Origin of the sequence: Nonomuraea africana, from assembly GCF_014873535.1 — a bacterium.
GTDB lineage: Bacteria > Actinomycetota > Actinomycetes > Streptosporangiales > Streptosporangiaceae > Nonomuraea > Nonomuraea africana.
This window is the reverse complement of sequence record NZ_JADBEF010000001.1, coordinates 3,805,254-3,826,000: the sequence shown is the minus strand read 5'-3', so window position 1 is coordinate 3,826,000 and position 20,747 is coordinate 3,805,254. Positions and strand designations below refer to the sequence as shown.

The following is a 20,747-nucleotide window of genomic DNA, read 5'->3' as shown; positions in this document are numbered from 1 at the left end:
CGGGCCCCTTCTCGTGGGTCAGAGCTGGTCGATCTCGCTGAGGTCGATGTCGACGTCGAACGGCACGGTGAGCTTCAGCCGGTCGTGGTGGATGCCTGACAGCGCGTAGGCCCGGGTGGCCGGATCGAGCTCGTAGACGTAGATGACAGGCCTGTCTTCCTGCTGCTCGACCCGCCAGAAGTGGGCGATGCCCGCCTGGGCGTAGAGCTGCGGCTTGCGCTCGCGGTCGCGCACCCGCGACTCGGGCGAGACCACCTCGATCACGAGAACCACGTCCGCGGCCTGGTAGAAGGTCTCGTCGCCATGCGCGGCCTCGGCTCGGATGAGGCTGACATCAGGCTCGGGGCGCTGGTTCGGCCCGAGGATGATGCTCATCTCTCGACGCACCTTGAGGGTGCTCGGTGCGAACCGTCGCAGCTCGAACTCCAGGAGAGAGAGCATGCGCATGTGGAAGGAAGCCTGAGGACTCACGAACACCAAGCTTCCGTCGATGAGCTCAGTGTGCGCAGGCAGATCCGGAATGTGATCGAGGTCCTCCGCGACGAAGCCCTCCGGCGGCGGGAAGACCCAGTCGGGTAGTGAGGGAGTCGTCATCTCCTGAGTCACCGCTTCGGCCGTCATGCGTCTACGGTAGCAATCTACGTCCTTCCCGCCCGGTGAACGAGGATGCGGGTCCGCGCCCTAGGCTTTTCCTTCATGAGGCAGCTGCTGGTGTTCGCCGAGCGGGACGACGCCGAAGAGGTGGCGGAGACGCTGGCGGAGTGGTTCCCCCTGCTCGGGATGCCCGCCGTCGTCAAGGAGACGCTCGCGGGTGAGGACGACGCCGAGGACGCGCAGTGGGTGGTCGTGGTCGAGGCGCTCGACGACGAGCACCTGCCCAAGGTCGACGCGCTGGTGGAGGAGCGGGAGGGCTGGCGCGAACGCGGGTGAGTTGCGCCGCCGGTGAACGACCTTGAACGCGACCGGGCCGAGCGGGCAGCGTGGGGTCATGCGCATCGCCGTTCTCTCCGACATCCACGGGGTGCTTCCCGCGCTGGAAGCCGTGCTGGCCGAACCCGACGTGACCGCGGCCGATCTGATCGTGCTCACCGGCGACATGGCGGCGGGGCCGCAGCCGGTCGAGACGCTCGACCTGCTGGTGTCGCTGGGTGAGCGCGCGCTCTGGGTCAACGGCAACGCCGACCGCGAGCTGGTGGAGGTGGCGCGGGGCAAGGGCAGCGCATACCCGATCTCGCAGTGGGCGGGGGAGCGGCTGCGCGACGACCAGGTGGAGCTGCTCGCGGCGCTGCCGCTGTCGCGCGCCCTCGACCTCGGCGCCCTGGGCCGGACGCTGTTCACGCACGCGACGCCGCGGCGCGACGACGAGATGATCCTGGTCGACAGCGCGATCGAGCGCTGGGCAGAGGTGCTCGACGGAGTCGAGGCCGACACGGTGGTGCTGGGCAACACGCACATGCCGTTCCTCAGGCTCGTCGACGGCAGGCTGGTGGTGAACCCCGGTTCGGTCGGCATGCCGTACGGCACGGCGGGCGCCCACTGGGCGCTGCTGGAGACCGGCAGCGGCGCGGTGACGTTGCGGCGCACCCCGTTCGACGCCCGCGCGGCGGCCGAGCGGATCGTCGCGGAGAGCGGGTACGCCGAGGTGGAACAGTGGGTGTCCGAGTACGTGACGGCCACCCACTCCGACGTCGCGGCGCTGCGGGCCTTCGGCAAGGCCGAGGGGCGGCCGGGCTAGGACCGGCCCTCAGCGGGCGCGGCCTCCCTGCGGGCCTTCTCGGCCAGGGCGTGCTCGCTGGTCCTGGCGTCGTAGGCGCGGAAGGAGGGCAGCAGCCACGACAGCAGCCCGACCGCCCCCACGCACAGCAGTCCGCCCACGCCCAGCGAGAAGCGGGTGCCGCCGAGGTCGCCCATGAGCCCGGCGCGCGCGTTGCCGAGCATCGGGCCGCTGGCGTACGAGAGCAGCTCGATGCCGGCCAGGCGGCCGCGCAGCTCCTCGGGAATGGTCTGGTTCCACATGGTCATCCTGAAGATGCCGCTGACCATGTCGGCCGCGCCGGCCAGCGACAGGCAGACGAAGATCGCCCAGAGGTTGGGCATCACCGCCGCGAGCGCGACCGAGACGCCCCAGAGGCCCGCGGCCAGGATCACGCCGAGGCCCTGCCGTTGCACGCGTGCCGTCCACGCCCCGGTGAGCGAGACGATCAGCGAGCCGACCGCGCCCGCCGAGTACAGCAGGCCCACCGCCTGGGGGGTGCCGAACTCGTCGGCCAGGAACGGGTACAGCGCCGTCGACATGGCGAAGACCATTGCGGCGATGTCGACCAGGTAGGTGCCCATCAGATCGCGCCGGCTCGCGGCGTAGCGCAGGCCCTCGACCATCGACCTGATCGAGGCGGGGGCGGCGTCCTCCTTCGGCGGCACGGCCCTGATCCGCCACAGCAGCACCAGCGAGAGCAGGAAGCTGACCGTGTCGACGGCGTAGGCCGTCGCCACGCTGAACGTGGTCACCAGCAGGCCACCGAGCGCGGGTGCGGTGATCGCGCCGATGTTCCACCGCAGGCTGGCGAGCACGGCCGCCGCGCCGAGCTGGTCGTGCCTGACGATCTGCGGGATCAGCGCCTCCATGCTGGGACGCTGCAGGCTGGCAAGGCCGGTGGACAGCGCGCCGACCACGTACAGCACCCAGATCTGCGGCTCGGGCAGCATGGCGTTGAGAGTGAGCATCGCAGAGGTGATCAGCAGCCCGACCTCGCTGAGCAGGATGACCTTGCGCCGGTCGAGGGCGTCGGCGATGGCGCCGCCCCACAGGCCGCAGATCACCATCGGCACGAACTCCGCCAGGCTCACCAGACCGACCGCGACGAAAGAGCCGGTCAGCTCCTTCATCTGGTACGGCACCGCGACCATCGTGATGAACGTGCCGAACATCGTGATGACGCCGGACGACATCAGCAGCTGGTAGTCGCGGGAGTCGCGCAGCGGGCCCAGGTCGAGCTTCAGGTGGGCGAGCAGGCGGCGGAGTGAATCGGACACGGAGTCAGATTGTCGACCGGCCCTCCTGGCCGGGGCAACCGGTTTTCCGGCGAGCGCCCCTGACATGGCGATGCCCCCGCCGGAGGTATCGGCGGGGGCGTTCACGGGGGTGCGTGCTAGCCGGGCACTTTGTCCAGGAACCCGAGCACCTGGCGGATCCGGCCGTCCTCGGCGAGCTTCACCACGTCGAACCCGATCGCCACCGGCTCGCCGCCCTCGGGGCCGAGGTGCCAGGTGAAGCGGGCGATGTCGTGGTGGGCGTCGTAGACCTCGCCCGCGCTGAAGACCAGGCCGGGGAACATGCCCTGTGCCCCTGCGATGACCGCGGCGATTCCGTCGTGTCCCGCGACGTCGGCCAGCGGGTCGGTGTAGGTCGCGTCCTCGGTCCACAGCTCGGCGACGGCCTTGGCGCGGGCGTCGGCGTCGGTCTCGTTCCAAGCGGCCACGTAGCGCTCGATCAGCGTCATGATTTTTCGTCCTTTGTTGTGGTGGGAGATATTTCGGGAGGGTCAGCGGGCCTTGCGCAGGCCCATGATCTGCAGTTCGGCGAAGCCGGCGACGACCAGGGCCTGGGCGATCGCCCACACCGCGCCCACCGTGGTGAACTCCAGCAGGCCGGTCGCGACGGCGGCGATGCTGCCGAGGGTCCAGATGATGTTCAGGGCGATGACGGCCGTGGTGGCGCCCCTGCTGATGGTGGCCCGGCCGGCCAGGAAGCCGACCGCCGCGCCGTACACGAGGAGGAAGATGCCGATCTCACGCAGCAGCCCGGCGTCGGGGCCCAGCAGGCCGCTCACGGGGCCGGCGGCGGCCAGATAGATCAGCCCGTTGCCGCCGGTGACGACGGCGTCGGCGGCCAGGGCGAGGCGCAGGAACTTGGTCCGGTCGGCGGTAACGGTGAGGAAGGTCATCTCGTGCTCCTTCGGAGGGTGTGTCGTTCCGATGGAGCAACCGTGTCATCGGGGGCGTCATGCGCGCGATTACGCGGGAGGTAAAGGGAGTGGGTGGGGGACGTCGGGGGTTCTTTCGATTGCGCTGCTCGGTCGTCATGAGTAGGGGGCTACTCATGACGGAACTCTCGCCCGGGCTGACGCTGGCCGCGTGGACGTGAGCATCCTCGCATCACGTCGCCGACCCCTGAGGAGACCCAGTGCCCGACACAACCAAGCAAGACAATTGGCGGCACTGCCGCAAATGCTTCGGCCTCTGGTGGAACGGGGCCCCGACGAATGGGGTCTGTCCCGCTGGCGGAGCGCACGACGGCGGCGGGAGTTGGAATTTCTACCTGCCGGCCAATCCAAGCCAGAGCCTGTAAGACAGACGACATGAGGTCCCGTCCGTCCCCAGGGGGCCGGCGGGACCTTCGTCGCCTTGTACGGCGGCTGAGCCAAAATCTGGAGGCGCCCCCCATCGGTATCGAGGAAGGCTTCGGCCTGGGGGCTCCCAGCCCAGGTGTGCCACCATCGCTGTGTCGCGGTGGAGTAGCGGTTGCGCTTGAAGAGCTTGGGAGCCTCGACCGCCTCGCCAGACAGCTCCACGGTGATCTGCTTGTTGCGCCTGACGGCGTTCGTCTTCGGGGCCGGCCCTCCTCCGGCCACGTGACCGCCTCCCGTTCAATCGTTAGTTAGCGGCTGGATTGAGTAGGGACTACTCAGGCCCCGGCGGGGATTCCTGGGCAATCTTGGGCCAGTCGCCCTCCCGCTCCGGAAGGACCGCCGTGCCGCGCCATACGAAGCTGATATTGATCCTCGTCTCGCTCCTGACCATGAGCTTTCTCACCGCGTGCAACGATTTCCAGCTGCCTGGAGGCAGCGCGGAAGCGGCCGAGCCGAAAGCGTCGACGCCGCCGAAGAAGAGCTTGTGCCCGAAGGCGGGCCCGATCACCCGGTCGCTGCTGCCCGCGCCGGATGGCGTCGAGCGCATCGCCACCAACCCCTGTCTCGGCGTCAACGGGCTGCTCGGTCTGGTCATGCAGCACATTCCCGACGACAAGCTGGACGACGGGGAGGTGAAGACCTTCCGCCAGGGCGTCAAGACCTTCGCCAGCAGGGTGACGGTTGCCGCGGACGCGGTGGAGTGCGCTTACGAGAACGACCACCTCGCGGTCTCGGTCTATCAGGATCCCGAGCACGCCTGGTCGCTCGGTCTGGTCGCTGTGGTGCGCGGAGATGCGGAAGCGCTGGCGGAGGATGTCTTCTGCCTGCTCCTCAAGCAGGTGGGAGCCGAGCCCAACAACGGCTTCGCCGAAGGGCCTCCGACTCCCAGGTTCTGCGCGGACGCGGAGTCACGCGAGGCAAAGGGACACAACTTCATGATCTTGTGGATCGCGGACTCGGACCGCATGTGCCAGAGCCTCACCACCGCCATACGGCAGGTCTAGGAACCTTGGGCGGCGAACCGCGCCGGGTCACGGCGCGCGACACCGGGTACGGCGGCCAGCCGGCCGGAAGATCCTGCGCGCAGCGCCTCAGAGACCTGCTGCCCGGACGTGGGCGGTCACGAGGCCAGGACCTCCTGCCGCAGGCGCGTCTTGAGGATCTTGCCGCCCGGGTTGCGGGGCAGTTCCGCGTCCCTGAACCAGAAGTGCGCGGGCACCTTGAACGCCGCGATCCGCTCCTTCAGGAACGCCGTCAGCTCCTCCGGCGTGGCCGGGGCGGACAGCCGGATCACCGCGCCGACCTCCTCGCCCAGCTCGTCGTGCGGCACGCCGATCACCGCCGCGTCGTCCACGGAGGGGTGCTCGAACAGCGCCGCCTCCACCTCCGCGCAGTACACGTTCTCGCCGCCGCGGATCACCATGTCCTTCGCCCGGTCGACGATGTAGACGAATCCCTCCTCGTCCACCCGCGCCAGGTCGCCGGTGTGCAGCCAGCCGTCGACGAACGTCTCGGCCGTGGCCGCCGGCTTGTTCCAGTAGCCGAGGATGACGTTCGGCCCGCGCAGGCAGAGCTCGCCGACCTCGCCGGCGGGTAGCGGCGCGCCCGAGGGGTCGCAGATGCGCACGTCGACGACGGCCGAGGGCAGGCCGATGCTGTCGGGCTTGCGGGCGTAGTCGGCTCCCGAGTTGTTGATCGCGAGCGCCGTGGTCTCCGTCATGCCGTAGCCGTTGCTGGGCGCGCGCCCCGGCAGCTCGTTGGTGATGCGCTCCATCAGCTTCGGGGGAGCGGGGGCGCCGCCGTACGAGAGGCCGGTCAGGGAGGAGAGGTCGTACTTGTCCACGTCGGGGTGGGAGAGCAACTGCCAGGCGTTCGTGGGCACGCCGGTCATGCCGGTGATCTTCTCGCGCTCGATGAGCTGGAGGGCCAGAAGCGGGTCCCACTTGTACATCAGCACCAGCGCGCCGCCGGTGAACATCGTGCCCGTCATCACCGCGAAGCAACCCGTGACGTGGAAGAGCGGCACCGTCAGCAGCGTCACCCGGCGCTCGCCCGTCAGGCCCGAGGGGTCCTTGCCGGCCATGACGACCGCGCGGATGAGCGAGTAGGCGACGGTCATCGGCGCCTGGCCGAGGTTGCGGTGGCTGCCGAGCGCGCCCTTCGGCAGGCCCGTCGTGCCGGAGGTGTAGAAGATCGTCGCCGGGTCCTCGGGGGAGAGCTCCACGGCGGGGAGGGTGACGTCCGCGCTGACCTCGCCCAGCACCTCGTCGAAGGCCCGCGCCGCCTGTGGGAGCGCGCCTCTGGTGACGATCAGCGGCACGCCCGTCTCCGCCAGCCGCTCGGCCCGCTCGCCGTCGGCGATGAGCACCTTGGCGCCGGAGTCGGAGACTCCGTAGGCCAGCTCCTGCGCGGTCCACCAGGCATTCAGCGGGACGGCGATCGCCCCGGCCGCCAGGACGGCGGAGAACGAGACGACCCATTCGGGGTAGTTGCGCATCGCGATCGCCACGCGGTCGCCTTTGGCCACGCCGTACTCCTCGACGAGCCTGCGCGCCAGCGTCGCCGCGAGCCGGTAGTGCCGCTCGTAGGAGATCCGCTCGTCCTCGTAGATGAGGAAGTCCTTGTCCCCCTGGAACCGGCTGTTCTCCAGAAGGGTGCGGAAGTGCCCCGGCGCGTGCTTCCAGGTGCGGATCCCGGACTCCAGCTCCTCGGTCTCGAACAGCTGGCCCTCCGCGGTGAGCTGGGCCTGGACCTGGGCGTGCGTGATGCTCATGGGCAAGAACTCCCGCGTGCTCTGTTGACCGGAGATTTCACAGTACCGACCGGTAGGTACGTCGCGCTAGATCTCATGACTGAGTGTTCATGCAGGCATATGAGCGATATGTCCGGTCTCACTATGTGGGCGACACGGTCGTCCTGGCTTGCATGCTCATCACCTCGGCTGCATAATCTCTCTAAGCAAAAACATGAGTAAGGATGAATGATTATGCAGCGTGTGGCGATCGCCGGAGCCAGCGGCTACGCCGGAGGTGAGCTCGCCCGTCTGCTGCTCATGCATCCTGAGCTGGAGATCGGCGCGCTGACCGCCGCCTCGAGCGCGGGCAGCCCGCTCGGCGCCCACCAGCCGCACCTGCCCCAGCTGGCCGGCCGGATCATCCAGGAGACCACCGCCGACGTCCTCGCCGGGCACGACGTGGTCTTCCTCGCCCTCCCGCACGGCCAGTCCGCCGCGGTCGCCGCCCAGCTGGGCGAGAGCGACACGGTGATCGTCGACTGCGGCGCCGACCACCGGCTCGCCGACCCCGCCGCCTGGGCCGAGTTCTACGGCGGAGCCCACGCCGGCACCTGGCCGTACGGCCTGCCCGAGCTGCCGGGCCAGCGCGACATCCTCAGGACCGCGCGGCGCATCGCCGTACCGGGCTGCTACCCGACGTCGGTCACCCTCGCGCTCTTCCCCGCCTTCGCGGGCGGGCTCGCCGAGCCCGACGTGGTGGTAGTCGCCGCAACGGGCACCAGCGGCGCCGGCAAGGCGCTCAAGCCGAACCTGCTCGGCAGCGAGGTCATGGGCTCGGTCAGCGCCTACGGCGTGGGCGGCGTCCACCGGCACACCCCCGAGATGGAGCAGAACCTCTCCGCCGTCGCCGGGGTCCCCGTCACCGTCGCCTTCACCCCGATGCTGGCGCCGATGAGCCGCGGCATCCTGGCCACCTGTACGGCTCCCGCCACCCCCGGCCTGACCGCGGCCGCCCTGCGCGAGGCCTACGAGAACGCGCTGAAGGACGAGCCGTTCGTCACGCTGCTGCCCGAAGGGGTGTGGCCCGCGACGTCGATGACCTACGGCGCCAACACCGCGGCCCTGCAGGTGACCCTCGACGAGCGCGCGGGCCGCGTGGTCGCCGTCATCGCCATCGACAACCTCACCAAGGGCACGGCAGGGGGCGCGATCCAGAGCGTCAACCTCGCCCTCGGCCTGCCCGAAGAGCTCGGTCTCCCCACGAACGGAGTTGCCCCGTGAACGAGCGTAGCGAGGGAACCATCAAACACTGCGCGTTGACGCTCATGCGTCCGACGAAGGAGGACGCATGAGCGTTACAGCGCCCCTCGGCTTCAAGGCCGCGGGCATTGCCGCAGGCATCAAGGCCAGCGGCAACCGCGACCTGGCCCTCGTCGTCAACGAAGGACCGCACCGCGCCGCCGCGGGCGTCTTCACCGCCAACCGCGTGAAGGCCGCCCCCGTGCTCTGGTCGCAGCAGGTCCTGGCGGGCGGCCGAGTCCGAGCGGTCGTCCTCAACTCGGGCGGCGCCAACGCCTGCACCGGCCCTGAGGGCTTCCAGGACACCCACGCCACGGCGGAGAAGGTGGCCGAGGTGCTGGGCGACTCGGCGGGCGAGATCGCGGTCTGCTCCACCGGCCTGATCGGCGAGCGGCTGCCGATGGAGGCGCTGCTGGCCGGTGTCGACAGCGCGGCGACGCAGCTCTCCCGCGACGGCGGACTGGCCGCGGCCGACGCCATCCGCACCACCGACACCGTCTCGAAGATCTCCTTCAAACGCGGCGAAGGGGGCTACATGGTCGGCGGGATGGCCAAGGGCGCGGGCATGCTCGCCCCCGCGCTGGCCACCATGCTCTGCGTGATCACCACTGACGCCGACGTCACCTCCGAGCAGCTCGACGCGGTGCTGCGCAAGGCCACCGCCAAGACCTTCGACCGGCTCGACGCCGACGGCTGCATGTCCACCAACGACACCGTGCTGCTGCTGGCCAGCGGCGCCTCGGGGGTCACGCCCGACCTCGCCGAGTTCGAGAAGAAGATCACCGAGGTCTGCGCGGACCTGGCCAGGCAGCTGCTCGTCGACGCAGAGGGCGCCTCCAAGGCGATCGCCATCGAGGTCGTCGGCGCGGCCAGCGAGGACGATGCCGTCAAGGTCGGCCGCACGGTCTCCAGGTCCAACCTGCTCAAGTGCGCCATCCACGGCGAGGACCCCAACTGGGGCCGCGTTCTGTCGGCGGTCGGCACCACCGACGCGGTCTTCGAACCCGACCGGATCAACGTGGCCATCAACGGCATCTGGATCTGCAGGGGCGGCGCCGTCGGCGACGACCGGGCCAAGGTCGACATGCGCCCGCGCGACGTGACCATCACCGTCGACCTCTCGGCCGGACCCCACTCGGCCACCATCCACACCACGGACCTGACCGCCGCGTACGTGCACGAGAACTCGGCGTACTCCTCATGAGGGCCAACGGAGCGCTCGCCAAGGCAGGCACGCTGATCGAGGCGCTGCCCTGGCTGGCCAGGTTCAGCGGCGCGACCGTCGTCATCAAGTACGGCGGCAACGCCATGACGGAGGAGTCGCTCAAGGAGGGCTTCGCCGAGGACATCGTCTTCCTGCGCTACGCCGGGCTGAAGCCGGTCGTCGTGCACGGCGGCGGACCACAGATCAGCGCGCACCTTGACCGGCTCGGCATCGAGTCCACCTTCACCGCGGGCCTGCGGGTCACCACCCCCGAGGCCATGCAGGTGGTGCGGATGGTGCTGGTCGGCCAGGTCAACCGCGACGTGGTCGGCCTGATCAACCACCACGGCCCGTTCGCGGTCGGCATGTCGGGCGAGGACGCCCACCTGTTCACCGCCGAGCGCAAGCCCGCGATCGTGGACGGCGAGCCCGTCGACATCGGCCAGGTCGGCGAGATCGTCAAGGTCGAGCCGGGCGCCGTGCAGGCCCTGCTCGACGACGGCCGCATCCCGGTCGTCTCCAGCGTCGCCCGCGGCACGGACGGCCAGGTCTACAACGTCAACGCCGACACCGCCGCCGCCGCGCTGGCGGTCGCGCTCCGGGCGCAGAAGCTGATCGTGCTCACCGACGTCGAGGGCCTGTACGCCAGTTGGCCCGACGACACCGACGTGATCGACCAACTGAAGGCCGCCGAGCTGGCCGAGATGCTGCCCACACTGTCCAGCGGCATGGTGCCCAAGATGGAGGCCTGCCTGACCGCCGTGCAGGGCGGCGTGCCCCAGGCGCACGTCCTGGACGGCCGCGTGCCGCACTCCCTGCTGCTCGAGATCTTCACCGACCACGGAATCGGAACCATGGTGATGCCCTGATGAACCTGCGTGAGAGGTTCGAGAAAGCGTTCATGCCGAACTATGGCGTGCCGCCGCTGGCGCTCGCCCGGGGCAAGGGCACCACGGTGTGGGACGTGGAGGGCAGGCAGTACCTCGACTTCATCGGCGGGATCGCCGTCGACTCCCTCGGCCACGGCCACCCCGCGCTGGTGGAGGCCGTCTCCCAGCAGGTCGCCACCCTCGCCCACACCAGCAACCTGTACCTGCACGAGCCCGAGGTGCTGCTCGCCGAGAAGCTGCTCGAGCTGCTGAAGGAGCCGGCGAAGGTCTTCTTCGCCAACTCGGGCACCGAGGCCAACGAGTGCGCCTACAAGCTGGCGCTCAAGTACGGCAAGGCCACGGGGCGCTCCTACTTCGTCGCCGCGGAGAACGGCTTCCACGGCCGCACGATGGGCGCGCTCTCGCTCACCGGCAAGAAGGCGATCCGCGACCAGTTCGGCCCCTTCCCGGTCGAGGTCCGCTTCGTGCCGTACGGCGACGCCGACGCGCTCAAGCAGGCCGTCACCGAGGACTGCGTCGCGGTCTTCCTCGAGCCCACCCAGGGCGAGGCCGGAGTCGTGCCGCCGCCCGAGGGCTACTTCAAGGCGGCCCGCGAGATCTGCACCGCCGCCGGCGCGCTGCTGGTCGCCGACGAGATCCAGTCGGCCATCGGCAGGACCGGCCACTGGTTCGCCCACCAGGCGGAGGGCGTCGTCCCCGACATCCTCACCCTCGCCAAGGGCCTGGGCGGCGGCCTGCCGATCGGCGCCTGTGTCGGCTTCGGCCCGGCGGGCACGCTGTTCGACAAGGGCGACCACGGCTCGACGTTCGGCGGCAACCCGGTCTCGTGCGCCGCCGCGCTCGCCGTCCTGGCCAACGTGGACCCCGACCGGGTCGCCAGGAGCGGCGACCTGCTGCGGGCCGGTCTCGAGAGCGTGCGGCACCCGCTGCTCAAGGGCGTGCGCGGCCGCGGCCTGTGGCTGGCCCTGGTGCTCACCGAGCCCGTCTCCGGCAAGGTGCAGCAGGCCGCGCAGGACGCGGGCTTCCTGGTCAACGCCCTCCAGCCCGATGCCGTACGGCTGGCACCCCCGCTGGTCGTGACCGACGAGGAGATCCAGGCCCTCGTCGACGCCCTTCCCTCGATTCTGACGGAGGCCGCCAAGTGACCCGGCACTTCTTGAAAGACGACGACCTCTCGCCCGCCGAGCAGGCAGAGGTGCTCGACCTGGCCGACGCGATGAAGAAGGACCCGTACGGCTACCGCCCCTTCGAGGGCAACAAGACCGTCGCGGTGCTCTTCGACAAGCCCTCCACCAGAACCCGCGTCTCGTTCGCCGTCGGCATCGCCGAGCTGGGCGGCGTCCCGCTGATCATCGACGGCGGCACCTCCCAGATGGGCAGGGGCGAGCCGATCGAGGACACCGCCCGCGTGCTGGAGCGCCACGTCGAGGCCATCGTGTGGCGGACCGGCGGCCAGGAGCGCATCGCGGCGATGGCCTCGGCCGCGCGCGTGCCCGTCGTCAACGCGCTGACCGACGAGTACCACCCGTGCCAGATCCTCGCCGACCTGCAGACCGTCAGGGAGAACTTCGGCAGGACGGCCGGGCTCACGCTCACCTACCTGGGCGACGGCGCCAACAACATGGCCCACTCCTACCTGCTCGGCGGCGCGACGGCGGGTATGCACGTGCGCGTCGCCGCGCCGGCCGGCTACCACCCCGACCCCGCGATCCTCGCCAGGGCCGCGGAGGTCGCGCAGGTCACCGGCGGCAGCGTGACCGTCCTCGAGGACGCGGCCGTCGCCGCCCACGAGGCGCACGTGATCGCCACCGACACCTGGGTGTCGATGGGCCAGGAGGGCAAGGAGGAGCGCGTGGCGGCGCTCATGCCGTACCAGGTGAACTCCGCGCTCATGGCGCGCGCCGCCGACGACGCGATCGTGCTGCACTGCCTGCCCGCCTACCGCGACTACGAGATCACCGCCGAGGTGCTCGACGGGCCCGCCAGCCTCGTGTGGGACCAGGCGGAGAACCGCCGTCACGCCCAGAAGGCGCTGCTGCAGTGGTTGTGGTCGCGATGACCATCCCGATGACCAAGGTCGCCAGACAGGCGAAGATCACCGACCTGCTCCAGCGGCAGGCCGTACGCTCCCAGCCCGAGCTGGCCAAGCTGCTGGCGGAGAGCGGCGTCGAGGTCACCCAGGCCACGCTCTCGCGCGACCTGGACGAGCTCGGCGCGCTCAAGCTGCGCGCCGAGGACGGCTCGCTGGTCTACGCGCTGCCCGGCGAGGGCGGCGGCCGCATCCCGCTCGCCCGCCTGGGCACGGGGGAGTCGCCCGCGGCCAGGCTCCACCGGATCGCCGAGGAGCTCCTGGTCTCGGCCGAGGCCTCGGCCAACCTGGTGATCGTCAGGACACCGCCGGGCGCCGCGCAGTTCCTCGCCTCCGCCATCGACCACGCCGACTGGGAGTCCATCCTCGGCACCGTGGCGGGAGACGACACCATTCTCGTCATCAGCCGCGACCCCCAGGGCGGGGCGGCGGTCGTGGACAGCCTGCTGAACATCGCGAACCGTAAAGGATCATGACCATGTCCGAGAGAGTTGTACTCGCGTTCTCCGGGGGGCTCGACACCTCCGTCGCCATTCCCTTCCTCGCCGAGAAGATGGACGCCGAGGTCATCGCCGTAGCCGTCGACCTCGGCCAGGGTGGCGAGGACATGGAGGTCATCCAGAAGCGCGCCATCGACTGCGGCGCGGTCGAGTCGGTCGTGGTGGACGCCAAGGAGGAGTTCGCCGCCGACTTCTGCGTGCCGGCCCTGCAGGCCAACGCGCTCTACATGGACCGCTACCCGCTGCTGTCGTCGCTGTCGCGCCCGCTGATCGTCAAGCACCTGGTCGCCGCGGCCAAGCAGTTCGGCGGCACCACGGTCTCGCACGGCTGCACCGGCAAGGGCAACGACCAGGTGCGCTTCGAGGCGGGCCTCGCGGCCCTCGCGCCCGAGCTCAAGGTCGTCGCCCCGGCCCGCGACTACGCCTGGACCCGCGACAAGGCCATCGCCTTCGCCGAGGAGAAGGGCCTGCCGATCGAGACCACCAAGAAGAACCCGTACTCGATCGACCAGAACCTGTGGGGCAGGGCCATCGAGACCGGCTTCCTCGAGGACATCTGGAACGGCCCGACCGAGGACATCTTCGCCTACACCGCCGACCCGGCCCAGCCGCGCGAGGCCGACGAGGTCGTCATCACCTTCAGGCAGGGCGTGCCCGTCGCCCTCGACGGACGGGCGCTGACCCCGTTCCAGATCATCGACGAGCTCAACAGGCGCGCGGGCGCCCAGGGCGTCGGCCGGATCGACATGGTCGAGGACCGGCTCGTCGGCATCAAGTCGCGCGAGGTCTACGAGGCGCCCGGCGCGATCGCGCTGATCACCGCGCACATGGAGCTTGAGAACGTCACCGTCGAGCGCGACCTGGCCAGGTTCAAGCGCGGCGTCGACCAGCGCTGGAGCGAGCTGGTCTACGACGGCCTGTGGTTCTCGCCGCTGAAGGACGCCCTCGACACCTTCATCGCCGACGCCCAGAAGTACGTCTCCGGCGACATCAGGATGACCCTGCACGGCGGCCGCGCCGTCGTCACGGGCCGGCGCTCGGAGGAGTCGCTGTACGACTTCTCGCTGGCCACCTACGACACCGGCGACACCTTCGACCAGTCCCTGGCCAAGGGCTTCGTCCAGCTCTGGAGCCTGCCCTCCAAGATCGCGGCTGCTCGTGACGCCAGGCATGGCTAGGATCGCGGGTGACGAGGAGGAGACTACGGTGAGTGATGGTGGCAAGCCGATGAGGCTGTGGGGCGGGCGCTTCGAGTCGGGCCCCGCCGACGCGCTGGCTCGGCTGTCGGTGAGCGTGCACTTCGACTGGCGGCTGGTGCCGTACGACCTGATGGCCTCGCGGGCGCACGCCCGCGTGCTCAACAGGGCGGGGCTGCTGACGGACGAGGAGCTCGAGCGCATGATCGGCGCGCTCGACGACCTGGAGACCGCCTGCAAGACGGGCGAGTTCCGGCCGACGGTCGCCGACGAGGACGTGCACACCGCGCTGGAGCGCGGGCTGCTCGAGCGGCTCGGCTCGCTCGGCGGCAAGCTGCGCGCCGGGCGCAGCCGCAACGACCAGATCGCCACCGACCTGCGCCTCTACCTTCGTGACCACGTGCGCACGATCATCTCCAGGCTGGTGGAGGTGGAGACGGCGCTGATGGCCCAGGCCGCCACGCACGCCGACACCGCCGCGCCCGGCATGACGCACCTGCAGCACGCGCAGCCCGTGTCGTTCGGCCACCAGCTGCTCGCGCACGTGCACGCCTTCGCCCGCGACATCGACCGGCTGATCGACTGGGACAAGCGGGCCGCGGTCTCGCCGCTCGGCTCGGGCGCGCTGGCCGGCTCGTCGCTGCCGCTCGACCCCGTCGTGGTCGCCGAGGAGCTCGGCTTCACCTCGGCCGCGCCGAACTCGATGGACGCCGTCGCCGACCGCGACTTCGCCGCCGAGTTCCTCTTCGACGCGGCGATGATCGGCGTCCACCTGTCGCGCCTGGGCGAGGAGATCGTCCTGTGGGCCTCGCAGGAGTTCCGCTGGATCGAGATGGACGACGCCTACTCCACCGGCTCGTCGATCATGCCGCAGAAGAAGAACCCCGACGTCGCCGAGCTCGCGCGTGGCAAGTCGGGGCGGCTCATCGGCAACCTCATGTCGCTGCTGACCGTGCTGAAGGGCCTGCCGCTGACCTACAACCGCGACCTGCAGGAGGACAAGGAGCCGGTCTTCGACACCGTCGACACGCTGCTGCTCGTGCTGCCCGCAGTCGCGGGGCTGGTCTCCACCATGCGGGTCAACACCGCGCGCATGTCGGCGACCGCCTCCGACGGCTTCGCGCTGGCCACCGACCTCGCCGAGCTGCTGGTCCGCAAGGGCGTGGCCTTCCGCGACGCGCACGAGGCCGTCGGCCACCTGGTCGTCTACTGCCAGGTCAACGACGTCGACCTGGGCGAGGTCAGCGACGAGGACCTGGCGAAGGTCTCCCCGCACCTGACCCCCGACGTGCGCGACGTGCTCAACGTGCCCGGCGCGCTGGCCGCACGCAAGGCGCACGGCGGCACCGCGCCCGACAGGGTCCGCGACCAGCTGGCGGCGCTGCGCGAGACGGTCGACGCCCAGGCGGCATGGGCGTCGGGCTCCTGAGCAGGGCCTTCTTCGACAGGCCCGCCCACGAGGTCGCACCCGAACTGCTCGGGTGCGTCCTCGTGCACGGCTCGGTCAGCGTCAGGCTGACCGAGGTCGAGGCGTACGGCCTGCCGGGGGAGGACCCCGCGTCCCACACCTACCGGGGGCGCACACCCCGCAACTCGGTGATGTTCGGCCCTGCCGGCCATCTCTACGTCTACTTCACGTACGGCATGCACTACTGCGCCAACCTCGTCTGCCTGCCGGAGGGGCACGGCTCGGCGGTGCTGCTGCGCGCGGGGGAGATCGTGTCGGGGATCGACGTGGCCCGCGCCAGGCGCGACGGGGCGCGCGACCGCGACCTGGCCAGAGGGCCGGCCAGGCTGGCCACGGCGCTCGGCTGGGGGCGCGAGGACAACGGCCTGGACATGATCGGCAAGGTGCTCCCGGGGACGCCACCGGCCTCGGTGCGGGCGGGGCCGCGGACCGGGATCTCCACCGGGGTGGAGACGCCGTGGCGGTTCTGGATCGAAGGGGACCCGACGGTCTCGCCGTACCGGGCGCACGTGCCCCGGCGCCGGCGACCGGCGCCCGACGGACGGGTCTAGGGCTGTCTCGCCCTGAGCCGGCGTAGTTCGGCGGCGACCTCGGTGGGGGAGACACCGAGATCGGCACGGCTGAACAGGTGGAGGTTGTCGCCGGTGTCGATCTCCAGCATCTCGGAGCGCCTGCCGTAGCGGGTGCGGACGTCGACCTTGATGTCCTCGATCTGATCCCACGGGACGGGGCGGGAGCCGGCGTAGCCGTGCGCGACGGTGATGCCCGACTCGTCGGCGGCCAGCCGTACGGGGACCAGCAGGTCTCTGAGCGCCATGGCGCCGACCAGCAGGGTGGCGGGGACGGCCAGGATCACGCCGCGCAGGTCGCCGGAGAGATACCAGTAGACGCCGAGGGCGGCGCTGGCCACGGCGGCCAAGATCTTGACGGCGACCAGCTCGCGGCGAACCCTCCACATGCCTGCGAGGCTACCGCCCCCAGATGATCGCGCTGCCCGACACCGACACCGGCCAGCCGCGCTCGGTCTTGACCGTCTTCAGCTCGAGCCAGGCCAGGTCGCCCTCCGAGGTGAGGACGCAGACGCCTTCCGCCGCCTTCTTGGCGCCCGTGACGAAGCCCTGCTCGCCGGCTCCCGCGCTGGCGGTGCGGGCCGCGCAGTCCTCCGCCGTGGGAGTGCGGTCCTCCTCCCAGGTGGCCACCTTGACGCCGTCGTGCGCGTAGACCGTCCCCGTGTCCAGCGAGAACGAGCCGTGGATGTCGCCCTTGGTCTTCTCCGTCGAGGTCGTGGCGCCGCTCTCGAGGTCGAACTCGAGGGAGATGTCGTCCTTGAGCTCGTAGAGCCCGCGCCAGCGCTCGCCCGGCTGACGCACCTGTCCGAGCGGGGTGACGGTGCTGTTCGGCGTGGCCGCGCTGTTCGCCGTGACCGTGGCGGTCGCCGTGACGGTCGCCGTGACGGTGGCCATGGGACCCGCCTTGGTCTCGGCCTCTCCCGCGGCTCTCTGGGTCGCCAGGATGCCGATCCCGGCCGCCGCGAGGGTCGCGACCGCGCCGATGATGGCCGCGATGATCGTGCCACGGTTGGATCCGGAGGAATCGGCCACGGGAGGGGATCCTAACGGCTGCCATGATCACGCAGGAGGGTTTCAAGTGGCGGCAGGTGCCGAGATCGGGCACTCTGTAGCCAGTCAATGTCCACTCGTTCGGAAAGCCGGAATCGTGACCGACATCATCGACGACCTCGCATGGCGAGGTTTGATCGCGCAGTCCACCGACCTCGACGCCCTTCGCGCGTCCATGGCCAAGGGACCGATCTCGGTCTATGCCGGCTTCGACCCCACCGCTCCCTCGCTGCACGTCGGCCACTTCGTGCCGTTGCTGACGCTGCGCCGCATCCAGCTGGCCGGCCACCGGCCGATCGGGCTGGTCGGGGGCGCCACGGGGCTGATCGGCGACCCCAGCGGGCGCAACACCGAGCGTTCGCTCAACGCGGGTGACGTCGTCGCCGGATGGGTGGAGCGGTTGCGCGGCCAGGTCGGGCGCTTCCTCGACTTCGAGGCGCAGCCCAACGCCGCGCTCATGGTCAGCAACCTCGACTGGACCGCCGAGCTGTCCGCGATCGACTTCCTGCGCGACATCGGCAAGCACTTCCCTGTCAACCGCATGCTGGCCCGCGAGTCCGTCGCGGCCAGGCTCGCCGGCGAGGGGCTCAGCTACACCGAGTTCAGCTACCAGATCCTGCAGGCCAACGACTACCTCGAGCTGTACCGCAGGCACGACTGCTCGCTGCAGATCGGCGGCAGCGACCAATGGGGCAACATCACCGCGGGCGTCGACCTGGTCCGCCGCGTCGAGGGCGGACACGTCCACGCCCTCACGCTCCCGCTGATCACCAAGGCCGACGGCACCAAGTTCGGCAAGACGGCGGGCGGCGCGCTGTGGCTCGACCCCGCCATGACCTCGCCCTACGCCTTCTACCAGTACTTCCTCAACGCCGACGACCGTGACGTGATCCACTACCTCAAGGTGTTCACGTTCAGGAGCCGCGAGGAGATCGAGGAGCTGGAGAAGGCCGTCGCCGAGCGGCCGTTCGCCAGGGAGGCCCAGCGGGCGCTGGCCGAGGAGCTCACCGAACTGCTGCACGGCAAGGCCGAGCTCGACGCCGTCATGGCGGCCTCCAAGGCGCTGTTCGGTCAGGGCTCTCTCGAGGAGCTGTCCGCCTCGACGCTGGAGGCGGCGCTGGCCGAGGTGCCCCTAGCCAAGGTCGGCGCGCTCGGAGCTCCGCTGGTCGACCTCATGGCCGAGAGCGGTCTCGTGGAGTCGAAGTCGGCGGCCAGGCGCGCGGTCAAGGAGGGTGGCGCGTACCTCAACAACGTGAAGGTCACCGACGAGGCGTACACGCCGTCCGCGGACGATCTGCTGCAGGGGCGCTTCCTCGTGCTGCGGCGGGGCAAGAAGTCGATCGGCGGCGTCGTCGTCGGCTGACCTGGTTCTTCGGGGCGGGCCTTCCTTTGCTGGGAAGGCCCGCCTTCTGTCGTCTGCGCCCCGGTGTTGCTCTGCCGACGGCTACGGGAGCTGATCCCGATCCTGCCGTGCGATCGCTTGCGCCCGGTGTTCCCATTACGGCGGTCCGGCCTGGTGTTTCTCTTCGTCTGGTTTGGGGGGCTGGCGTTCCCGTTCGGGTGGGTCCGGCGTGGTTTTCCGGTTCGGTCAGGCCGGTCTTGTGTAGAGGGCGACCGTCAGGCCGGGGATGTCGGCCGAGTGCCAGGCTCTGACCAGCTCGAAGCCCGCCTGCCGAACCCGCCTGATCGGTTGAAGGTCGGCGCTCTTGGCGCCGCGCCACACCAGCCACACCCGGTCGCGCCCGCGAAGCGCGGCGGCGACGTCGGCGCGCTCGGGATAGCCGAAGCTGTCGGCGGCGGGCGCGTCGCCCAGGCGCAGGACGTCGTCTGGCATGGCGGGCGGCGCGTAGTAGTCGAAGCCGGTGCGCAGGGAGCTCTGGCCGTACACGATCGCGTCGCCGGGTTCGAGCTTCATGCGGCCTATCGCCCACGGGACGTCCTCGAAGCGGCCGTTGCTCTCGCGGACGTCGAGATGCTGTGGGAACGCCAGTGCGGCCGCGCCGAGTGTGACGGCCACGGCGGCGGGTACGGCGAAGCGCGGCAGCTCGGCCACCGCGATCGCCGCCAGGAGCGCGAGCGCCGGAGCGGTGACGAACAGGTAGCGGTCGACGTACGCAGGTGTCACCAGGTGGGAGACCACCAGCAACAGCACGGGAGGCAGCAGCAGCCATCCCCCGACCGCCAGGCCCCAGCGGGTGTCCCGCCTGGCCAGGACGACGATCCCGGCGAGGGCCACCGCGAACAGCACGATCCCGACCTCGCTCGCTCCCGCGGCCATCTTCGGGAACTTCAGCAGGACGTCGGGGCCGCGCTGCGGGATCCAGCTGATCGCGTGCCGCTCGCCGTACCCGATGAGACCCAGCACCGCCGCCGGCGCGAAGCCGGCCGCCATCGCCGGCAGCATCCCCTTGGTACGGCCGCGCAGGAGCGCGAGCTGTGCGGGGAGAACGAGCACCGCGAACAGATGGGTGCAGCCGACGAGCGCGACGGACGCGGCGTAGGACACCCACGTGGCGCGGTGCGGTGCGGCGTTGGACATCCACCTGGTGCGGTGTGGGGCGGCGTTGGCGACAGACCCGGCGCGGTGCAGGGCCCAGAAGGAGATGGTCACCGCCGCCGCGGCGAAGGCGTACGACCTGGCGAACGCGCCGTAGTAGGAGACCGAGGGGAGCACGGCGAACAGCGCGGCGGCGATCAGGCCGGCGCGCAGGCTGTGAACGCGGCGGCCGAGGCAGACCAGGAAGGCCGCGGCGACGCCGATCGCCAGCGCCGAGGGCAGTCTGAGCCACAGCTCGGCCGTGCCTGCCTTCACCCAGAAGTGCATGAACAGGTAGTAGGGCAGGAAATGGCCGTCGATGTGCTGGGCCAGTTCCCACATCCCCGCGATGGAACGGCGGGCGGCGCTGAGCGTGGCCAGCTCGTCGCCGTTGAGCGTGGCCGAGCCCGTACCCGAGAGCGCCACCGCGAAGGCCGAGATCGCCGCGGCGGCCGGAGCCCACCGGGGCGTCGAAACGGGAGGCAGGGGCGGGCTGTCTGGCCGGGCGATCGTGGCGGTCACCTAGAGGAGGATACGGGGCTAGATCGACATGCCTGACGCCGATTTGACGGGAGGGCGATCCCGACCTAGTCTCGTCTGTGCCCCGGGAGCGAGCCGGACGCCGCGCGACGGCGGACGGGCCCCGAGGGAGACTCCTTCTGAACCAAACCGCAGCCACGGTGCACCTCACCATCTTAAAAATCGGTCGATTGGACAAGGCGCAAGTGACACGGTAAGTTGAGAGGGTTGCCCCCGAGACGGGGCGGCGCGGTCCAAGCGGTCGAGAAGGCTGCTAGGATCGA

The 20,747-nt window shown here is 70.3% G+C and carries 22 protein-coding genes; 13 read left to right on the top strand and 9 right to left on the bottom strand.

What is annotated here, in order from left to right; all coding sequences use genetic code 11:
* Positions 1 to 18: 18 nt before the first annotated feature.
* Complete coding sequence (locus tag H4W81_RS18120) at positions 19 to 594, bottom strand: Uma2 family endonuclease (protein ID WP_192780874.1); 576 nt, start codon at positions 592 to 594, stop codon at positions 19 to 21.
* 102 nt (positions 595 to 696) lie between these two features.
* Between H4W81_RS18120 and H4W81_RS18115 the strand changes: the two genes are divergently transcribed.
* Together H4W81_RS18115 and H4W81_RS18110 are read left to right on the top strand one after the other, a co-directional pair.
* Positions 697 to 930 carry a hypothetical protein gene (locus H4W81_RS18115; protein ID WP_192775900.1) on the top strand — a complete coding sequence of 78 codons (234 nt, stop codon included), beginning with the start codon at positions 697 to 699 and terminating at the stop codon, positions 928 to 930.
* A gap of 58 nt (positions 931 to 988) precedes the next feature.
* The gene (locus H4W81_RS18110) at positions 989 to 1,735 is read left to right on the top strand and encodes a metallophosphoesterase family protein (RefSeq protein ID WP_192775899.1); all 747 of its coding nucleotides are present in this window, start codon (positions 989 to 991) and stop codon (positions 1,733 to 1,735) included.
* Here H4W81_RS18110 and H4W81_RS18105 read toward each other — a convergent pair.
* The 4 genes from H4W81_RS18105 to H4W81_RS50325 all read right to left on the bottom strand — a co-directional run bounded on the left by H4W81_RS18105 (position 1,732) and on the right by H4W81_RS50325 (position 4,631).
* On the bottom strand, positions 1,732 to 3,033 hold the full coding sequence (locus tag H4W81_RS18105) for an MFS transporter (RefSeq protein WP_318781795.1): 1,302 nt from the start codon (positions 3,031 to 3,033) through the stop codon (positions 1,732 to 1,734). The two genes, H4W81_RS18110 and H4W81_RS18105, sit on opposite strands and share 4 nt — an antisense overlap.
* 116 nt (positions 3,034 to 3,149) lie before the next feature.
* On the bottom strand, positions 3,150 to 3,500 hold the full coding sequence (locus H4W81_RS18100; RefSeq protein ID WP_192775898.1) for a nuclear transport factor 2 family protein: 351 nt from the start codon (positions 3,498 to 3,500) through the stop codon (positions 3,150 to 3,152).
* A gap of 42 nt (positions 3,501 to 3,542) precedes the next feature.
* Positions 3,543 to 3,944: a hypothetical protein gene (locus H4W81_RS18095; protein WP_192775897.1), complete on the bottom strand. Its 402-nt coding sequence runs from the start codon at positions 3,942 to 3,944 to the stop codon at positions 3,543 to 3,545.
* Positions 3,945 to 4,097: 153 nt separating this feature from the next.
* Positions 4,098 to 4,631, bottom strand: a complete 534-nt coding sequence (locus H4W81_RS50325) for a phage terminase small subunit (protein ID WP_455566448.1) — start codon at positions 4,629 to 4,631, stop codon at positions 4,098 to 4,100.
* Positions 4,632 to 4,750: 119 nt separating this feature from the next.
* Between H4W81_RS50325 and H4W81_RS18090 the strand changes: the two genes are divergently transcribed.
* On the top strand, positions 4,751 to 5,413 hold the full coding sequence (locus H4W81_RS18090) for a hypothetical protein (protein ID WP_192775896.1): 663 nt from the start codon (positions 4,751 to 4,753) through the stop codon (positions 5,411 to 5,413).
* Positions 5,414 to 5,529: 116 nt separating this feature from the next.
* On the opposite strand, the gene H4W81_RS18085 is transcribed toward H4W81_RS18090, so the two are convergent.
* Positions 5,530 to 7,182, bottom strand: a complete 1,653-nt coding sequence (locus H4W81_RS18085; RefSeq protein ID WP_192775895.1) for a class I adenylate-forming enzyme family protein — start codon at positions 7,180 to 7,182, stop codon at positions 5,530 to 5,532.
* Positions 7,183 to 7,395: 213 nt separating this feature from the next.
* On the opposite strand from H4W81_RS18085, the gene argC reads away from it, so the two are divergent.
* The 9 genes from argC (at position 7,396) to H4W81_RS18040 (ending at position 16,340) form a co-directional block, all read left to right on the top strand.
* A complete protein-coding gene (argC, locus tag H4W81_RS18080; protein ID WP_225959831.1) occupies positions 7,396 to 8,424 on the top strand; it encodes an N-acetyl-gamma-glutamyl-phosphate reductase in 1,029 nt (342 codons plus the stop codon).
* A gap of 67 nt (positions 8,425 to 8,491) precedes the next feature.
* Positions 8,492 to 9,646, top strand: coding sequence for a bifunctional glutamate N-acetyltransferase/amino-acid acetyltransferase ArgJ (argJ, locus tag H4W81_RS18075; protein WP_192775894.1), 1,155 nt, complete (start codon positions 8,492 to 8,494; stop codon positions 9,644 to 9,646).
* Positions 9,643 to 10,515, top strand: coding sequence for an acetylglutamate kinase (gene argB, locus H4W81_RS18070; RefSeq protein ID WP_192775893.1), 873 nt, complete (start codon positions 9,643 to 9,645; stop codon positions 10,513 to 10,515). The genes argJ and argB overlap by 4 nt, the downstream gene beginning before the upstream one ends.
* Positions 10,515 to 11,681, top strand: coding sequence for an acetylornithine transaminase (locus H4W81_RS18065; protein ID WP_192775892.1), 1,167 nt, complete (start codon positions 10,515 to 10,517; stop codon positions 11,679 to 11,681). Before argB ends, H4W81_RS18065 begins: the two co-directional genes overlap by 1 nt.
* Positions 11,678 to 12,595 (top strand): ornithine carbamoyltransferase, encoded by a 918-nt coding sequence (argF, locus tag H4W81_RS18060; protein WP_192775891.1) that lies wholly within the window; start codon positions 11,678 to 11,680, stop codon positions 12,593 to 12,595. Before H4W81_RS18065 ends, argF begins: the two co-directional genes overlap by 4 nt.
* Positions 12,592 to 13,101, top strand: coding sequence for an arginine repressor (locus H4W81_RS18055; RefSeq protein WP_192775890.1), 510 nt, complete (start codon positions 12,592 to 12,594; stop codon positions 13,099 to 13,101). The genes argF and H4W81_RS18055 overlap by 4 nt, the downstream gene beginning before the upstream one ends.
* A 2-nt stretch (positions 13,102 to 13,103) precedes the next feature.
* The gene (locus tag H4W81_RS18050; protein ID WP_192775889.1) at positions 13,104 to 14,303 is read left to right on the top strand and encodes an argininosuccinate synthase; all 1,200 of its coding nucleotides are present in this window, start codon (positions 13,104 to 13,106) and stop codon (positions 14,301 to 14,303) included.
* Positions 14,296 to 15,750 carry an argininosuccinate lyase gene (gene argH, locus H4W81_RS18045; protein WP_192775888.1) on the top strand — a complete coding sequence of 485 codons (1,455 nt, stop codon included), beginning with the start codon at positions 14,296 to 14,298 and terminating at the stop codon, positions 15,748 to 15,750. Before H4W81_RS18050 ends, argH begins: the two co-directional genes overlap by 8 nt.
* Positions 15,732 to 16,340: a DNA-3-methyladenine glycosylase gene (locus tag H4W81_RS18040; RefSeq protein WP_192775887.1), complete on the top strand. Its 609-nt coding sequence runs from the start codon at positions 15,732 to 15,734 to the stop codon at positions 16,338 to 16,340. Before argH ends, H4W81_RS18040 begins: the two co-directional genes overlap by 19 nt.
* Here H4W81_RS18040 and H4W81_RS18035 read toward each other — a convergent pair.
* Both H4W81_RS18035 and H4W81_RS18030 read right to left on the bottom strand, forming a co-directional pair.
* Complete coding sequence (locus tag H4W81_RS18035; RefSeq protein ID WP_192775886.1) at positions 16,337 to 16,747, bottom strand: PH domain-containing protein; 411 nt, start codon at positions 16,745 to 16,747, stop codon at positions 16,337 to 16,339. The two genes, H4W81_RS18040 and H4W81_RS18035, sit on opposite strands and share 4 nt — an antisense overlap.
* Positions 16,748 to 16,757: 10 nt before the next feature.
* Positions 16,758 to 17,390: a hypothetical protein gene (locus tag H4W81_RS18030; RefSeq protein ID WP_192775885.1), complete on the bottom strand. Its 633-nt coding sequence runs from the start codon at positions 17,388 to 17,390 to the stop codon at positions 16,758 to 16,760.
* A gap of 115 nt (positions 17,391 to 17,505) precedes the next feature.
* On the opposite strand from H4W81_RS18030, the gene tyrS reads away from it, so the two are divergent.
* The gene (gene tyrS, locus H4W81_RS18025) at positions 17,506 to 18,771 is read left to right on the top strand and encodes a tyrosine--tRNA ligase (RefSeq protein WP_318781794.1); all 1,266 of its coding nucleotides are present in this window, start codon (positions 17,506 to 17,508) and stop codon (positions 18,769 to 18,771) included.
* A gap of 225 nt (positions 18,772 to 18,996) precedes the next feature.
* On the opposite strand, the gene H4W81_RS18020 is transcribed toward tyrS, so the two are convergent.
* Positions 18,997 to 20,466 carry a hypothetical protein gene (locus H4W81_RS18020; RefSeq protein WP_318781793.1) on the bottom strand — a complete coding sequence of 490 codons (1,470 nt, stop codon included), beginning with the start codon at positions 20,464 to 20,466 and terminating at the stop codon, positions 18,997 to 18,999.
* Between the last annotated feature and the right edge of the window lie 281 nt (positions 20,467 to 20,747).

What these genes read in the sequence shown, in the direction of transcription:
- H4W81_RS18055 (WP_192775890.1), top strand. Translation starts at nt 12,592, where the DNA reads ATGACCATCCCGATGACCAAGGTCGCCAGACAGGCGAAGATCACCGAC.
- H4W81_RS18065 (WP_192775892.1), top strand. Translation starts at nt 10,515, where the DNA reads ATGAACCTGCGTGAGAGGTTCGAGAAAGCGTTCATGCCGAACTATGGC.
- argB (WP_192775893.1), top strand. Translation starts at nt 9,643, where the DNA reads ATGAGGGCCAACGGAGCGCTCGCCAAGGCAGGCACGCTGATCGAGGCG.
- H4W81_RS18085 (WP_192775895.1), bottom strand. Translation starts at nt 7,182, where the DNA reads ATGAGCATCACGCACGCCCAGGTCCAGGCCCAGCTCACCGCGGAGGGC.
- argH (WP_192775888.1), top strand. Translation starts at nt 14,296, where the DNA reads ATGGCTAGGATCGCGGGTGACGAGGAGGAGACTACGGTGAGTGATGGT.
- H4W81_RS18100 (WP_192775898.1), bottom strand. Translation starts at nt 3,500, where the DNA reads ATGACGCTGATCGAGCGCTACGTGGCCGCTTGGAACGAGACCGACGCC.
- H4W81_RS18050 (WP_192775889.1), top strand. Translation starts at nt 13,104, where the DNA reads ATGTCCGAGAGAGTTGTACTCGCGTTCTCCGGGGGGCTCGACACCTCC.
- H4W81_RS18040 (WP_192775887.1), top strand. Translation starts at nt 15,732, where the DNA reads ATGGGCGTCGGGCTCCTGAGCAGGGCCTTCTTCGACAGGCCCGCCCAC.
- H4W81_RS18035 (WP_192775886.1), bottom strand. Translation starts at nt 16,747, where the DNA reads ATGTGGAGGGTTCGCCGCGAGCTGGTCGCCGTCAAGATCTTGGCCGCC.
- H4W81_RS18110 (WP_192775899.1), top strand. Translation starts at nt 989, where the DNA reads ATGCGCATCGCCGTTCTCTCCGACATCCACGGGGTGCTTCCCGCGCTG.
- H4W81_RS18120 (WP_192780874.1), bottom strand. Translation starts at nt 594, where the DNA reads ATGACGACTCCCTCACTACCCGACTGGGTCTTCCCGCCGCCGGAGGGC.
- argJ (WP_192775894.1), top strand. Translation starts at nt 8,492, where the DNA reads ATGAGCGTTACAGCGCCCCTCGGCTTCAAGGCCGCGGGCATTGCCGCA.
- argC (WP_225959831.1), top strand. Translation starts at nt 7,396, where the DNA reads ATGCAGCGTGTGGCGATCGCCGGAGCCAGCGGCTACGCCGGAGGTGAG.
- H4W81_RS18095 (WP_192775897.1), bottom strand. Translation starts at nt 3,944, where the DNA reads ATGACCTTCCTCACCGTTACCGCCGACCGGACCAAGTTCCTGCGCCTC.
- H4W81_RS18115 (WP_192775900.1), top strand. Translation starts at nt 697, where the DNA reads ATGAGGCAGCTGCTGGTGTTCGCCGAGCGGGACGACGCCGAAGAGGTG.